Genomic DNA, 14,251 nt, shown 5'->3' with positions numbered 1-14,251 from the left:
AGCAACGTTAGGCCGGATACTTGAGGCAAAGACGGCAGCCGAGCTGCAGACTGAAACCATCGAGGTCCAACAGACAGCATCCGTCGCCAGCGAAGCACTCAACGCTCTCAAGGAACGGGCCAGTCTGGCCCTTTTCGAGCGGCTTGGCGGCAGGATCACTGACTCGTCCATCGCAGAAGCAGAACTCCATCAGTCCGTGAAGGACGAACTGAAGGTGGTTCTCGAGGAGGAACAGATCCCCCTCACTGCCTTGGAACGGCAACGCCTGATTCGCGAAATCACAGACGACGTCTTGGGTCACGGCCCGATTCAGCGGTTCCTGGACGACCCAGCCATCACGGAGGTCATGGTCAACCGCTTTGACCAGATCTATGTTGAGCGCGCAGGACAACTCCACCTGACGGACACGAAATTCACATCGGACGATGCCCTGCGCCGGGTCATTGAACGGATTGTTTCGCGCATAGGACGACGCATCGATGAGTCTTCGCCCCTCGTGGACGCCAGGCTCGCCGACGGCTCCCGAGTCAACGCGATCATTCCGCCCCTCGCAGTGAATGGTCCAGCCATGACCATCCGGAAATTCGGCCGTGATCCGCTAACCGTGCAAAACCTGATCACGATGGGCAGCCTCTCTCCGGAGATGGCTGAACTCCTTCAGGCCTGTGTGTTGGCACGGATGAATATCATCGTCTCGGGTGGTACCGGCACGGGTAAGACAACCCTGCTGAACGTACTCTCCTCATTCATCCCGGCCACAGACCGGATCGTTACTATCGAGGATGCCGTGGAGCTCCAGCTCCAGCAGGACCACGTCGTGAGACTCGAGAGTCGGCCGCAGAACATCGAGGGCAAGGGCGAGGTCTCCATTAGAGACCTCGTGCGGAACTCGCTGCGCATGCGGCCGGACCGGATCGTCGTCGGCGAAGTCCGTGGTGGCGAGTGCCTGGACATGCTGCAGGCTATGAATACCGGCCACGACGGCTCGATCTCCACGGTGCATGCCAACTCGCCCCGAGACGCCATCGCTAGGCTGGAAACGCTGGTACTGATGGCAGGCATGGACCTTCCGCTCAGGGCGGTCCGCGAGCAGGTCGCCTCGGCAGTGAACTTGATCGTTCACATTTCCCGGCTCCGCGACGGCACACGCCGCGTCACCCACATCACCGAGGTCCAAGGCATGGAAGGGGACATCGTCACCCTGCAGGATGCCTTCGTCTTTGACTATTCGGCAGGAGTTGACGAGAGCGGACATTTCCTCGGGAAACCGATTCCTACTGGCGTCCGTCCTCGATTCACGGACCGCTTCGTCGAATTAGGGATAGCGATTTCGCCGACGGTGTTCGGCGCACAACCTGTCAGGGGGCGGTAGCCGTGCTTCCCGAGTTGTCCCCTCTGGTTTTCGTCGCCGGCCTGCTGCTGGTCTACGCTGCACTCGCAATCACTGTCTCGCTAGTGCTCAAGTCAAGGGAAATTGAACTGTCCCGTCGCCGTCCGGACGTCGCCGAGGTGCACTCATCGAATCTGACCAGGCTCACAGACCAAGCCGTGCAGACTCTCAACAAGGGCGTCCGGAGCACTGGATCCGGCGTCCTCAGCAGGGGGAGGCTTGAAGAAGCCGGCCTTAAGAAGCAGCCGGGCGACTACCTCCTAATAGCCGGGGCTGTGACTTTTGTTTGTGTCGTTCTGGGATTCCTCGTCAGCGGTCCCGTCGTCGCTGCACTCATGCTGATCCTCGCGCCCATTGGCCTCATCTTGTGCTTGAATCTCCTGGTCGCCCGCCGCCGTAAGAAGTTTGACGACCAAGTACCGGACACCCTGCAGATGTTTGCCGGTGGCCTTCGTGCCGGGCATAGTCTCTTGCGGTCGGTGGACGCTGCTGCCCAAGAAAGCGACGCCCCGATGACCGAAGAGCTGAACCGAGTAGTCAATGAAACCAGGATCGGCAGGGATCTCGGCGACTCACTGACCGATGTCGCTACCCGGACGGCCAACGAAGACTTCGGCGCAATTGCGCGGGCCATCGACATACACCGGGAAGTCGGCGGTGATCTGGCCCAGGTGCTCGACCACGTAGGCGAAACAATCAGGGATCGAAACCAGATCCGAGGTCAGATCAGGGCGCTCAGTGCTGAAGGCAAGATGTCCGCGATCGTGCTCATGGCACTCCCCATCGTGATGTTTATTGGGCTGACCGCCTTCAACCCCCTGTACCAGCAGGTCTTCCTCTCCACGCTTACGGGCTATGCAATGATAGCGGCCGCCCTGGTGCTCCTCGCCGGGGGCGGATTCTGGCTCAGTCGCATCATCAAGCCGAAGTTCTGAGAAAGAGAGAACAGTGCAAACCATTGCGTATGCCGCCATCCTGGCGGTTATCCTCCCCGCCTCAGTCATGACATGGCTCGCGTTCACAGGAGATCGTGCAGGGCTGAGGAACATACAGTCGAATCTGGGGCGACGTCCCAGTTCCGGAGCATCCACCCTTACTGCCAATGAGCAGCTCGCATCGTTGTCCAAGAAGGCGATGCCCCAGGGCTACGCGGCTTGGCTAGACAGACAGCTCGCTGGCGCCGGGCGGCCCAAGGACTGGCCCTTGGCGCGGGTCATCATGGTAAAGCCCCTGCTTGCGTTGGCTGGATCGGTGCTGGGCATCGTCGTTGTGACGTCGGGGCCGACGCCCCCTAAGGTGCTGCTGATGGTAGGGGCCACCGCATTGGCCTACTTTGTGCCGGACCTTCTGATCCGGAACTACGCGCAAAAGCGCCGTGAGGCCATCAAGCTCGAACTCCCCAACGCCTTGGACCAGATGCTGATTTCCGTGCAGGCAGGTCTCGGCTTTGAGACGGCGATGGCTCGGGCGGGCCAGAACGGCAAGGGGCCGCTCGCCGATGAGCTGATCAGAACCTTGCAGGACATCCAGGTGGGCCGCTCCCGCAAGGAAGCGTACCTAGCGATGGCCCAACGGGTTGACGTCCCGGATCTGAGGTCTTTCGTCCGGGCAGTGGTGCAAGCAGACACCTACGGCATCGCCATCGCCAGGGTGCTCGAGTCACAAGCGAAGGATATGCGCGTCAAGCGTCGCCAGCGGGCGGAAGAGCACGCGATGAAGATGCCGGTGAAGATGTTGTTTCCGCTCATCTTCTTCATCCTGCCCACCCTTTTCATCGTCGTTCTCGGACCAACGGTGCTGAGCATTATGGAAGTTTTCGCCAACAAGTAACCGGCAGCCGTCTCCCAGACTGCCCCACAGACCGGACCCCCTTGGACCCCAGAGCCGAGGGGGTCCTCTTGTGTCTCGTGAATTCTTCTCCGGACGAGCGCAGATTCTGCGCAGGGAACATACAGGAAACGTGCAGTTTGGGAAGCCTTGGCACAGGATGCCTCAAAGTCGAATCCTCGGCGTGTCGGCGGTTGCTAAGTTCCTATGTGTGCTGGTGCAGTGCCAGCCCCGAACTCGCTCAGGAGTCCCCATGCGTTCTTTTTTCTCCAACCTTGCATCCCGTTTCCGCCGTGACCAGCGCGGCGCCACCGCCGTGGAATACGGCATCATGGTTTCACTCATCGCCGTCGTGATCATCGTCGCGGTGACGCTGCTGGGTGGCACTTTGAAGGAGACCTTCAACTCGACCCAGTGCAGCATCAAGGGCGGCGTCTACACGGCGGCCACCTCCGGCGCCACTCCCGTAGCCGGCAGCTGCTCGAAATAACAAGACCATTTCGTCCCGCCGCTGGCATAGGCCGTCACCACCTCGCTTAGGAGTTCACATCACATGATTTTCCTTTCTTCTGACATCGCGACGCGTCTTCGCCGCGACCAGCGCGGCGCCACCGCAGTCGAATACGGCATCATGGTCTCGCTCATCGCCGTCGTGATAATCGTCGCGGTGACACTCCTTGGCGGGAGTTTGAAGGAGACCTTCAACTCGACCCAGTGCAGCATCAAGGGCGGCGTCTACACGGCGGCTACGACGGGTGCCACCCCCACCGACGGCAGCTGCTCCAAGTAGCAGAACCAGGGCGATCCACAGGGTTGGGGGAGGCTCCGGCCTTTCCCAACCCTGCCTGTTTCCGGAGCCGGTGAAAAAAGAAATCCAGGAAGGCGGTCACCCATGTCCAAACCATCTGAACGGGGCGCCGTCGCGGTGGAGTTCGCCCTCCTAGTCCCGGTCCTCGTGATGCTGCTTTTGGGCGTCATGGAGTTCGGCCGCGCCTACAACGCCCAGGTCACGCTCTCCAGCGCCGCCCGCGAGGGCGTCCGGGTCATGGCCATAGGCAATAACACCGCGGCCACGCGAAACGCAGTGAAGAATGCGGCCACCGGGCTGCAACCGACCCTGACGGACGGGAACATCACCATTGCTCCGACTAGTTGCGCCGCAGGGGTCCAGACGACGGTCAAAATCACCTACACGCTAACCACGCTGACCGGGATCGCCGGGCCGTTCCCGATGGAAGGCAAAGGGGTCATGCTATGCGGCGGTTAGGCAGGAGAGCATCCACGTCTCAAGACGGCGAGCGCGGAGCCATCAGTGTCCTCGTGGCGATACTGATGGTGGCGCTCCTGGGCTTCGCCGCCCTGGCGGTCGACGTAGGAATGCTTTACGCCGAGCGAACGCAGCTTCGCAACGGATCCGATGCCGCTGCCATCGCTGTGGCGCAAAAATGCGCCAAGGACGTCAACGACGTCGAGTGTTCCACTATGTCTCCGCTGGCGCGCAGCTTGACCAGCAGCAACGCAGGCGATGGTCTGAGTAACGTCGCATCCCTAGCTCTGGACAAGACGGCCCGCACGGTCAGCGTCACTGCCGGATCGCAGGAGGCTGGCAAAGCGCCTAACCAAGTTTCTCTGTTCTTCGCCCGCGCCTTCGGCATCAACGCCACCGAAGTCATGGCCGCGTCAACGGTCGAGTGGGGCAGCCCGCTGGCCGGGCCCACGGCCTTTCCCGTGGCTTTCTCGATCTGTCAGGTCAAGAACCATGTGGACGGCACGCTCCAATTGCTGCAAAACCACGGCAGCAACGCAAACCCGGACTGCCTCTACGGGCCATCGGGAGCAGCAGTGGAGGGCGGCTTTGGCTGGCTAACCAACGATCCGGGGATCTGCGGGGCACTGATCGACCTTGCCGTGGCTGAAGGCGGCAGCGACCCCGGCAACAGCGCCCCAGGCTCCTGCCAGGCAACGCTGACCAAATGGGCGTCAGAGATTACGGCTGGCAGGGACGTCATCGTCTTTCTACCTGTCTTCGACAAGGTGGCGGGCACCGGTGCGGGCGCCATCTACGGTCTCATTTCCTTTGCTGCTTTCAAGGTCAAAGGCTGGAGTTTCAGTGGAGACAATAAATTGCCAAACTCGTTCCAAAACACCACAGCATATGTCCCTGCCTCGGTGGCCTGCGACGGGAACTGCCGGGGAATCATGGGAAGCTTCATCAAATATGTCTCCCTGGCCGACGGCTTCTCCCTCGGGCCAGTTGACGCCAACGGGGCGACCATCGTCCGTCTCACCAAATAGCAAGTTTTTCGCCCAGAGTTCACCGACCGGTTCAGGAGCAGTTTTTTGAAGTCACGCTTATTGGCAGGGCTGGCCGCCGTTGTGCTTGCCATCATCGGTGCCATCCTCGTGGTCAGCTACGCGCAGGGTGCCGACGCCAGGGCGGTGCAGGGGCTGGACCCGGTCACTGTGCTCGTGGTGAAGAAAGCCGTGCCCGCCGGTACCTCGGTCGAGGCACTGAAAGCCTTCGTTGCCAGTGAGGACCTTCCCGGCAAAGCTGTCACCAAGTCAGCCCTGAAAAACCTCGACGGCATCGCCGAGAAGGTCACCGCCGTCGAGCTGCTCCCGGGCGAGCAGCTCGTCGCGGAGCGGCTGATCGCCCCGGAGGATCTACAAGCCCAAGGATCGGTGGACATCCCCGAGGGACTGCAGGAAATCTCCTTCCAGCTCGAACCTCAGCGCGTCGTAGGCGGCAGGATCGCCCCGGGAGACCGCGTCGGAATCTTCATTAATTTGAAGAGTGGCGGGATCGAGGCCAAGCCTGACAAGCAAACAACCCAACTCTCGATCCATAAGGTCCTCGTGACCGCCGTACAGCGGGCGCCCCTTGCCACGCCGTCCCCGCAGCCCTCAGCGGACGGCTCTGCGCCTGCGGCCGAGGACATGTCCCTCCCCACGGGATCACTGTTGCTGACTGTGGCGGTGAACGATGCGGATGCCACAAAGATTGTCTATGCCTCCGAATTCACGGAGTTCGCCAGCCTCTGGTTGAGTAAGGAACCGCTCAACGCCACGGAGAGCGGCGAGCCTGGAATCATGACGAAACCGGAGGTATACAAGTGAGCCGCTTTGTCCTGATCACCCCCAACACCGACTTCGACTCCCGCGTCCGGCTGGCCCTGGCCGGCGGCCTAACTGGCGGGCTACAAACGTTCGCGTTCGTCAACCCGTCCGACCCAGGCGAGCTGTTTGCGAGCCTCGACCAGGAGCGTCCGGAGGTGCTCATCCTTGGCCCAGACATCCCGGTCGAGGACGCCCTGCGGCTCGCCACAGTGTTCGATGTGCAGCTGCCCGAACTCAGTGTTGTCCTCGTCGGTGAGACGGACCCCGCCTTTATCCTGCTCGCCATGCGCGCTGGCATCCGGGACATCCTCAGCCCCGCCGCGGATCCGGCGCAGATCCGCATGCTGCTCGAGCGGGCCTGCCAGTCCTACACGAGCCGGAGCCGGACGTCAGCCGTCCATCCGGCCGAGGGCCCCAAGGGCCTAGTCATCGGCGTCTTCTCCCCCAAGGGTGGCGTCGGCAAAACCACCATCGCCACCAACATCGCCATCGGCCTGGGCAAGGTGGCCCCGATGGGCGTGGTTATTGTCGACCTGGACCTGCAGTTCGGGGACGTGGCGTCCGGGCTCTACCTGAACCCGGAGCACACCGTCACGGACGCGGTCTCCGCCGCCGCCAGCAACGATTCCCTCGTGCTCAAGGCGTTCCTGACCGTCCACTCCGCCAACATCTATGCCCTCTGCGCGCCACGGAGTCCGGAGGACGCCGACGACATCACCCCGCAACAGGTCTCCCGGCTCCTCCAGCAGCTCGCGGAACAGTTCCAGTACGTCGTCGTGGACACAGCTCCCGGCCTTCCCGAGGTCGGCCTGGCCGCTATGGAGCAGTGCACTGACGTCGTATGGGTTACGGCCATGGATGTTCCGAGTATTCGCGGGCTGCGCTCCGGCCTCGGAATCCTCCGCCGGCTGGACTTGCTTCCGGAGACCCGGCATGTGGTCCTGAACATGGCCGATTCCAAGTCCGGCCTCAGTGTCCAGGACGTGGAAGCCACCATCAGTGCGCCTGTGGACGTCAGCATCCCCCGCTCCAAAGCAGTGGCATTCTCCACCAACCGCGGCATTCCGGTTCTGCAGGACGGCCGCAGGGACCCTGCCGTTAAGGGACTCCAGCAACTGGTGGCCAGGTTCGATCCCGCGTGGCGGGCCACGGCGCAAAAGAAACTGCACCGCCGTGTGGTGGTTTAAGTGAAGCTCTCCGAACGGCTCCGTACCGCCGAGGGTACACAGCCCCCGGCAGCCGCACCCACGGCGCATCCAGCGCCGGCGCAGCCGCCCTCCCGGACCGAGCCGACGGCGGCCCGGTCCCCCGTCGTCGAACTCCGGAAGCCCGTCACCACGGTTCCACCCGCTCTCGCTGAACCGTCGGAAACGTACCGGTCCAAGGCCCAGCAGCCGGTTGACGTCTTCGCGGCCCTCAAGCAACGCGCCGCGACCGCCCTGTTCGAGCGGATGGGTACCCGGTTCAACGATTCCACAGTTAAGGAGGACGAGCTGCGGACCTCCGCGAGGGAGGAGCTCATCCGGATCATCGACGCCGAGCTGGTCCCTCTGTCCGTCGAAGAGCGCTCCCGCCTTGTCCAAGACGTCGCCGACGACGTGCTCGGCTACGGTCCCTTGCAGCGCCTCCTCGACGATCCCGCCGTCACGGAGATCATGGTCAACTGCATGGACCAGATCTACGTCGAACGGCACGGCAAGCTGACCCTGACCGAATCGCGCTTCAGCTCCGAAGACCATCTGCGCAAAGTCATTGAGCGGATCGTTTCCAAGGTGGGCCGCCGTATCGACGAGTCGTCGCCCCTAGTGGACGCCCGACTGGAAGATGGGTCGCGTGTCAACGCCGTCATACCCCCGCTCGCGGTGGGGGGTTCCTCGCTGACCATCAGAAAGTTCAGCAAGGTGCCGCTTACGGTCAGGAACCTCATCGAGTTCGGCACCCTGACTCCGGAAATGGCAGAACTGCTGAACGCCTGCGTGAAGGCGAAGTTGAACATCATCGTCTCCGGTGGCACCGGCACGGGAAAGACCACGCTACTCAACGTCCTCTCCTCTTTCCTGCCGGAAGACGAGCGGATCGTGACCATCGAGGACGCCGTGGAGTTGCAGATCCAACAGCGTCACGTGGTCCGGCTCGAAAGCCGTCCGCCCAACACTGAAGGCAAGGGCGAAGTCACCATTCGTGAACTGCTACGCAACTCGCTGCGTATGCGCCCTGACCGGATCGTTGTGGGTGAGGTCCGCGGCGGTGAATCGCTGGACATGCTTCAGGCCATGAACACCGGCCACGACGGGTCCCTCTCAACGGTCCACTCGAACTCGCCCCGCGACGCCGTCGCACGCCTCGAAACCCTTGTGCTGATGGCCGGCATGGACCTGCCGTTGCGTGCCATTCGCGAGCAGATTGCCTCAGCCGTCAACCTGATTGTCCAGATCTCCCGCCTCCGCGACGGCACCCGCCGAATCACCCATGTCACCGAGGTCCAGGGCATGGAAGGGGACATCGTCACGCTCCAGGACGCGTTCGTTTTCGACTACTCGGCCGGCGTCGACGCCCATGGCCGCTTCCTCGGCAAGCCGGTCCCTACCGGAATCCGCCCGCGCTTCATTGACCGGTTCGAGGACTTGGGCATCTTCGTCTCCCCCAGCGTGTTCGCGGCGCCGTCCAGTACGGCGGGGAAGGTGTGAGCCGAGGATGATTCTGTTGTTCATAGGAGGCGGGTTGCTTTTCACTGCGGTGCTGCTGCTCGGCTACGCCTTGCTGGCCGCTGGAGGAGCCAGCGTGCCGCTGGACCGGCGGAGACCTGTTCAGAACCGGCCCGAGTCCCGGCTGACCAAGGTTGCCGGTTCCGCCGTAAACCTGGTCGACGGTTTCTTCTCGCAACGAACGGTCCGGCTGTTCAACCGGGAAGCGCTGGAAAATGCCGGCCTAAGAATGAGCCAGGCCGACTTCTTCGTCATCGTGCTGGCTGGAGCCGTGGTTGGAGCGCTGGCCGGTTTGGTCGTGGCCGGTCCACTGCTTGCGATTCTCTTCGTCTTTTTATCCCCGGTGGCGGGGTACCTTGTGATTGGTTTCCTGGCCGGCAAACGCCGGAACACCTTTGACCAGCAGCTCGGCGACACACTCCAACTGCTGGCCGGCGGCCTGCGGGCCGGGCACAGTATCCTGCGTGCCATCGACGCTGCCGCCACCGAATCGCTGAGCCCGACGTCGGAAGAAATGCGTCGAGTGGTCACGGAAACAAGTCTGGGCCGTGATCTGCAGACCTCCCTTAACGACACCGCCGAGCGGATGCGGAACGAGGACTTCGTCTGGATCGCCCAGGCCATCCAGATAAACCGCGAAGTCGGTGGAAACCTGGCCGAGGTCCTGGACCAGGTGAACGAAACCATCCGCGAGCGCAGTGAAATCAAGGGCCACATCAAGTCCCTTGCCGCCGAGGGCAAGTTCTCCGCCTACATCCTGATGGCCATGCCCATCGGAATTGTTTTCATGCTCATGCTCGTCAACCCCGGCTACATGAACGTAATGTTCACTAACCCCCTGGGCTGGGGAATGATCGTGGGCTCCATCATCCTGATGACCATCGGCGGCTTGTGGATGCGCAAGATCATCGACCTGAAGTTCTGAGGCGACTGTGAACTCCTTGGTGCTACTTTCCCTCTTGCTGGTCTCCTTTCCCGTTGCATATCTGGTGTGGTCGCTGCTCTCTCTTGATCGATCGTCCCAACGGGCAATCCGCAGGATGCTCGCACTCGGAGCGGACCCCGCGGAGCAAACGGAGCAGAAACAAAGCAAACTGCTGGATCGGATCGGATACGCGCTGGCGCCCGCCGGGTACGTTCGGAAACTCGACAAGCTGCTGTCCCTAGCCGGACGTCCCGCTTCGCTGCCCCTCGGACGAGTCCTGGCGGCAAAACCGCTGCTGGGTATGTTGGGTGCCCTGCTCGGCTTATACATCAGCTCCAGCGGCCCGACTCCGATTATCAAGCTGACGGGACTTTTTGTAGTACTTCTGGGCTACTTCATCCCGGATCTCCTGCTCTATAGCAAGGGCCAGGAACGCCAGAAGATCATGCAGTTGGAACTAGCCAACACCCTGGACCAGATGCTGATTTCCGTAGAGGCCGGCCTCGGCTTCGAAGGAGCCATGGCCCGGGCCGGAGAGAACGGCAAGGGCCCACTGGCTGAGGAACTCGTTCGGACGTTGCAGGACATGCAGGTTGGCCGGAGCCGCCGAGAATCCTACCTTGCATTGTCCGAGCGGACGAACATTCCCGAACTGCGCAGCTTCGTCCAGGCGGTGGTTCAGGCGGATACCTACGGCATTGCCATTAGCCGTGTACTCCGGATTCAGGCGAAAGTTATGCGGGTCAAGCGCCGGCAGCGGGCCGAGGAGAAAGCCATGAAGCTGCCCGTCACCATCTTGTTCCCATTGCTCTTCTTCATCTTCCCAGTGCTGTTTATCGCCATCCTTGGCCCTGCGGTGATAAACGCAATCGAGACTTTCAGCGGCCAGTAGCGCCCCGGCCACCCGGGCCATCAGCCTGAACGGAACCCTCAGGAAGCCATCGGGATAGCGCAAGGGTTTGCGCAGGATCGCCCGGAGCACGGTGCAGCGGCCGGTGCAGGCAGTAGCGTGGACACATGTCCTTTCAAGGTGCACCAGACGACGGCGACCCAAACACCGGCCTTTCCGCGGAGGCCTCCCCCGCAGGTGCGGGGCTGGCCCCCGCGGAGGCCAAGGACACCGTTCCCGACACGGCGCCCCCTCTCGTGGACCCCTCCGCCCTCCAGGAGCTCGGGACCCAGCTGGACAGCCCTGCCGTGGCGAAGGGATTCGCACGGGACTACAGCAACATGTGGGACCGGCGCTACCAGTCGCTCGCCAGCTCCATCGACAGCGGGGACGAGGCAGCGGCACTGGACGCCGTGCTCAGCCTGAAGACATCCTCAGCGATGGTTGGCGGGGTCCGGCTGGCCGAGCTCGCCAGGGAGCTGGAAGACGCCATCCGTGTCAGCGACGCCGACCTCGCGCGGCAGCTCCTGCAGGAAGTCGCCGAGAGCGGCGATGAAACAGTGGAGGAACTGCAGTTCAGCTATCTCAAGGACAGCTAATCCACGGCCGAAGCGAGCCGGTACCCCACGCCGCGGACCGTCTGGAGCCAGCGCGGCTGCAGCGGATCCTCCCGCAGTTTGCGCCGGAGGTTGCCGATATGGACCTCGACGGCACGCTCGTCGGATTCACTGATGTACGCGTCTGCGCCGTAATACTCTCCCCGCACCACCCGCACCAGATCAACCTTGGTCCGGACGGCGCCGTCCGCCTTCAGCAGCGCGTGCAGCAGGTCGAACTCACTGCGGGTCAGGCTGGCGGGAATACCGTCAAGGGTGACCGAGCGGGTGTGCGGGTTCAACACCAGGCCGTTGTGCCGAAACGCCGGGTCCTGGGCCAGGACCCGGCCCGCCGGCAGTGCTGCCGCCGGCTCGGGCGACGTGCCCCCGGCGAATTCCTGCCGGGGCCGGCGCATCATTGCGGCGACCCGGGCCCGGAGCTCGCGCGGGCGGAACGGTTTACTCATAAAATCGTCGGCGCCGGTGTGCAGGGCGGTAAGCGTGTCCAGCTCATCCGTCCGTCCGGTCAGCATGACCACATACGCGTCACTGAACTGCCGGATCTGGCGCAGGACCTCAAAGCCGTCAATGTCGTTCAGGCCAATGTCCAGGGTGACGACGCTGGCCTTCTGGCTCCGCACAACCTCGACCCCCTCCCGCCCGCTGGCTGCGCCGTGGACGTCAAAGCCCGCCTGGCTCAACACCGCTTCGACGAGGTTACGTACGTCTTCGTCGTCCTCCACGACGACTGCGACTCCCAAGTCAGTCATAGTCCCCCTCCTACATTCTGATGATGCGGCTTCGACCCCCATAGAGGCCGCATTGTTACAGCTGCACACTCGTGGTGCGCCCGTAATGTCAGGGTACCCACGGTATAACGGTAATTGTTGTTTAGGCACAGCCGCGGCCACAAATATTCATCCTGTGTCAAGCTAACGTGACGCACGCTGTTAAATTGACGCGGCGAGAAAGGGGCGCGGCTCCATTGGGTAAAGAGCAGCAGGTCCGGAATCCGGATGGATTCTTCCCGGGCCTCCCCCGGCGTGCGCAGCTGGCCCTCGTCCGGCTGACCGGAGCCCGGGAGGCCGAGCTCCAGGCCCTGCTCGCGGAGAGCGGCAAACGCGAGCGGCTGCTCACCGGTGAGGTCACCGTTCTTGCCGATGCCCTGATGGCCAAGGACAGCCTGGTCTCCACCGTCTCGCACGAGTTCCGCACCCCGCTGACCTCCATCGTCGGCAACCTGGACCTGGTCCTCGGCGAATCCGCGGAGCTCTCCCCGGCCACCGTGCGCCGGATCCAGGTCGCGCAGCGGAATGCCGAACGCCTGCAGGCACTGGTCTCGGACCTGATGATGTCCGCCGACACCGCGGTGCACGTCCACCCCCGCCGGACCGACCTGGCCAGCCTGGTCGAAGCCAGCCTCGGCTCGGCCCACGCCCACGCCCACGCCCAGACTGCCCGGATCTCGCTGTCCATGGACCTCCCGGCTCCGCTTTGGGCCCAGGTGGATCCGCTGCGGATCGGCCAGGCCCTCGACAACCTCGTGTCCAACGCCATCAAGTACTCGCCCGACGGCGGCACCGTGCACGTCTCCGCCAGCTCAGAGGGAGGCCGGGTGCTGCTGCACGTGAAGGACGACGGAATGGGCATGACAGCCGCCGACGCCGAACGGGTCTTCACCCGATTCTTCCGCAGCCCCGGAGTCCGCGAGGGCCCGATCCCCGGAGCCGGGCTGGGGCTGGCCATCACGAAATCAATCGTAGAACGCCACGGCGGCACCATTTCCTGCAGCACACGTCCCGGCTGCGGGAGCACATTCACCGTGGACCTTCCCGCCGGAACGGCGCCGCCACCTCATCCCGAGGCGGTCCCAGCGGCCTACTCGGTCCGGCGGCCGAAGGGCGGTGCTACTGGCGCATAGCGCGCGTCAGCTCGGCCCGGGCCAGCAGCCCGCTGGCCGAGGGATAGGCCACCTCTTCCAGCACCAGCGGATGCGGGGCGGCCAGCACGGACTTGGCGTCCCGCTGCCGGGTGATCAGCCGTTCGTGCAGCCAGCCGGGCGCCTCGAGGCCGGCCCCCACGAACAACGCCGATCCCACGAGCGAGCGGACCATGTTGTGGCAGAACGCATCGGCCTGGACCGTGGCCACCAGGACGCCGTCGGTGCCGCGGGCGAACTCGAAACGCTGGAGTTCCCGGATGGTAGTGGCGCCTTGCCGCGGCTTGCAGTAGGACCGGAAATCCTGGAGCCCCAGCAGCTGGGAGGCACCTTCGTTGAGCAGGCCGACGTCGAGCGGTTCCTGATGCCACAGCGTGGCGGTGCGGCCCAGCGGGTCCCAGAGGAGCGGACCGTCGGCGATCCGGTAGCTGTAGCGGCGCCAGAGCGCGGAGAACCGCGCGTCGAAGCCCCTGGGTGCGATGGTGACCTTGTGGACCTCGATGGACCCGGTGAGGTCGCCCAGCCCGCGGCTGAGTGCGCCGCGGAGCCGCCGCAGCAGGGCGACGGCCGGGTCCAGCTCTACGCCGCGGTTCAGGCCCAGCCACTCCTCCTCCGTGAAGTCCACATGGACCACCTGGCCGCGGGCGTGCACCCCGGCGTCGGTGCGTCCGGCCACGGTCACGCGGATCGGCCGGCGGATGAGCAGTGCGAGGGCTTCCTCCAGGGTGCCCTGGACGGTGCGCCGCCCGGGCTGGACGGCCCACCCGCTGAAGGGTCCGCCGTCGTACGCCAGATCAAGCCGGACACGCAAAAACCCGTTGCCCCCTCTAAAAGGGGCAACGGGTTTCTGGTCGTTCATAGAC

Annotated in this window: 16 protein-coding genes; 14 read left to right on the top strand and 2 right to left on the bottom strand. The window is 63.5% G+C overall.

What is annotated here, in order from left to right; genetic code table 11:
* The first annotated feature begins 43 nt into the window (after nt 1-43).
* The 13 genes from QK291_RS05460 (at nt 44) to QK291_RS05400 (ending at nt 11,452) form a co-directional block, all read left to right on the top strand.
* Nucleotides 44-1,372: a CpaF family protein gene (locus QK291_RS05460; protein WP_282380002.1), complete on the top strand. Its 1,329-nt coding sequence runs from the start codon at nt 44-46 to the stop codon at nt 1,370-1,372.
* A 2-nt stretch (nt 1,373-1,374) separates the two neighbouring features.
* The gene (locus QK291_RS05455) at nt 1,375-2,325 is read left to right on the top strand and encodes a type II secretion system F family protein (protein WP_282379840.1); all 951 of its coding nucleotides are present in this window, start codon (nt 1,375-1,377) and stop codon (nt 2,323-2,325) included.
* 13 nt (nt 2,326-2,338) lie between these two features.
* Nucleotides 2,339-3,220 (top strand): type II secretion system F family protein, encoded by an 882-nt coding sequence (locus QK291_RS05450; protein WP_282379838.1) that lies wholly within the window; start codon nt 2,339-2,341, stop codon nt 3,218-3,220.
* Between the two features lie 250 nt (nt 3,221-3,470).
* The gene (locus tag QK291_RS05445) at nt 3,471-3,707 is read left to right on the top strand and encodes a Flp family type IVb pilin (RefSeq protein WP_282379836.1); all 237 of its coding nucleotides are present in this window, start codon (nt 3,471-3,473) and stop codon (nt 3,705-3,707) included.
* A gap of 63 nt (nt 3,708-3,770) precedes the next feature.
* Nucleotides 3,771-4,007: a Flp family type IVb pilin gene (locus QK291_RS05440; RefSeq protein ID WP_282379835.1), complete on the top strand. Its 237-nt coding sequence runs from the start codon at nt 3,771-3,773 to the stop codon at nt 4,005-4,007.
* Between the two features lie 102 nt (nt 4,008-4,109).
* The gene (locus QK291_RS05435; protein WP_282379833.1) at nt 4,110-4,484 is read left to right on the top strand and encodes a TadE/TadG family type IV pilus assembly protein; all 375 of its coding nucleotides are present in this window, start codon (nt 4,110-4,112) and stop codon (nt 4,482-4,484) included.
* Nucleotides 4,472-5,512, top strand: coding sequence for a pilus assembly protein TadG-related protein (locus tag QK291_RS05430; protein ID WP_282379831.1), 1,041 nt, complete (start codon nt 4,472-4,474; stop codon nt 5,510-5,512). Before QK291_RS05435 ends, QK291_RS05430 begins: the two co-directional genes overlap by 13 nt.
* 45 nt (nt 5,513-5,557) lie before the next feature.
* Entirely contained in the window at nt 5,558-6,334 is a 777-nt protein-coding gene (locus QK291_RS05425) for an RcpC/CpaB family pilus assembly protein (RefSeq protein ID WP_282379828.1), read from the top strand.
* Nucleotides 6,331-7,521: an AAA family ATPase gene (locus QK291_RS05420; RefSeq protein WP_282379826.1), complete on the top strand. Its 1,191-nt coding sequence runs from the start codon at nt 6,331-6,333 to the stop codon at nt 7,519-7,521. Before QK291_RS05425 ends, QK291_RS05420 begins: the two co-directional genes overlap by 4 nt.
* On the top strand, nt 7,522-9,021 hold the full coding sequence (locus QK291_RS05415; RefSeq protein ID WP_282379824.1) for a CpaF family protein: 1,500 nt from the start codon (nt 7,522-7,524) through the stop codon (nt 9,019-9,021).
* 10 nt (nt 9,022-9,031) lie between these two features.
* On the top strand, nt 9,032-9,964 hold the full coding sequence (locus tag QK291_RS05410) for a type II secretion system F family protein (RefSeq protein WP_282380001.1): 933 nt from the start codon (nt 9,032-9,034) through the stop codon (nt 9,962-9,964).
* A gap of 7 nt (nt 9,965-9,971) precedes the next feature.
* Entirely contained in the window at nt 9,972-10,856 is an 885-nt protein-coding gene (locus QK291_RS05405; protein WP_282379822.1) for a type II secretion system F family protein, read from the top strand.
* Nucleotides 10,857-10,981: 125 nt separating this feature from the next.
* Entirely contained in the window at nt 10,982-11,452 is a 471-nt protein-coding gene (locus tag QK291_RS05400; protein ID WP_282379820.1) for an Hpt domain-containing protein, read from the top strand.
* Here QK291_RS05400 and QK291_RS05395 read toward each other — a convergent pair.
* Nucleotides 11,449-12,219, bottom strand: coding sequence for a response regulator transcription factor (locus QK291_RS05395; protein WP_282379818.1), 771 nt, complete (start codon nt 12,217-12,219; stop codon nt 11,449-11,451). The genes QK291_RS05400 and QK291_RS05395 overlap by 4 nt on opposite strands.
* Before the next feature lie 215 nt (nt 12,220-12,434).
* Here QK291_RS05395 and QK291_RS05390 point away from each other — a divergent pair, with 215 nt between their 5' ends.
* Nucleotides 12,435-13,370 carry a HAMP domain-containing sensor histidine kinase gene (locus tag QK291_RS05390; RefSeq protein ID WP_282379816.1) on the top strand — a complete coding sequence of 312 codons (936 nt, stop codon included), beginning with the start codon at nt 12,435-12,437 and terminating at the stop codon, nt 13,368-13,370.
* On the opposite strand, the gene QK291_RS05385 is transcribed toward QK291_RS05390, so the two are convergent.
* Entirely contained in the window at nt 13,357-14,247 is an 891-nt protein-coding gene (locus QK291_RS05385; RefSeq protein WP_282379814.1) for a tRNA pseudouridine synthase A, read from the bottom strand. The genes QK291_RS05390 and QK291_RS05385 overlap by 14 nt on opposite strands.
* Between the last annotated feature and the right edge of the window lie 4 nt (nt 14,248-14,251).

The sequence above is a fragment of the Arthrobacter sp. AL12 genome, from assembly GCF_029960645.1.
Lineage (GTDB): Bacteria > Actinomycetota > Actinomycetes > Actinomycetales > Micrococcaceae > Arthrobacter.
Note: the sequence above shows the minus strand (reverse complement) of the source record. Positions and strands in the feature narration are given on the sequence as shown.

Coding starts and splice junctions, on each gene's coding strand:
- QK291_RS05445 (WP_282379836.1), top strand. CDS start 3,471: ATGCGTTCTTTTTTCTCCAACCTTGCATCCCGTTTCCGCCGTGACCAG.
- QK291_RS05440 (WP_282379835.1), top strand. CDS start 3,771: ATGATTTTCCTTTCTTCTGACATCGCGACGCGTCTTCGCCGCGACCAG.
- QK291_RS05435 (WP_282379833.1), top strand. CDS start 4,110: ATGTCCAAACCATCTGAACGGGGCGCCGTCGCGGTGGAGTTCGCCCTC.
- QK291_RS05430 (WP_282379831.1), top strand. CDS start 4,472: ATGCGGCGGTTAGGCAGGAGAGCATCCACGTCTCAAGACGGCGAGCGC.
- QK291_RS05400 (WP_282379820.1), top strand. CDS start 10,982: ATGTCCTTTCAAGGTGCACCAGACGACGGCGACCCAAACACCGGCCTT.
- QK291_RS05395 (WP_282379818.1), bottom strand. CDS start 12,219: ATGACTGACTTGGGAGTCGCAGTCGTCGTGGAGGACGACGAAGACGTA.
- QK291_RS05385 (WP_282379814.1), bottom strand. CDS start 14,247: ATGAACGACCAGAAACCCGTTGCCCCTTTTAGAGGGGGCAACGGGTTT.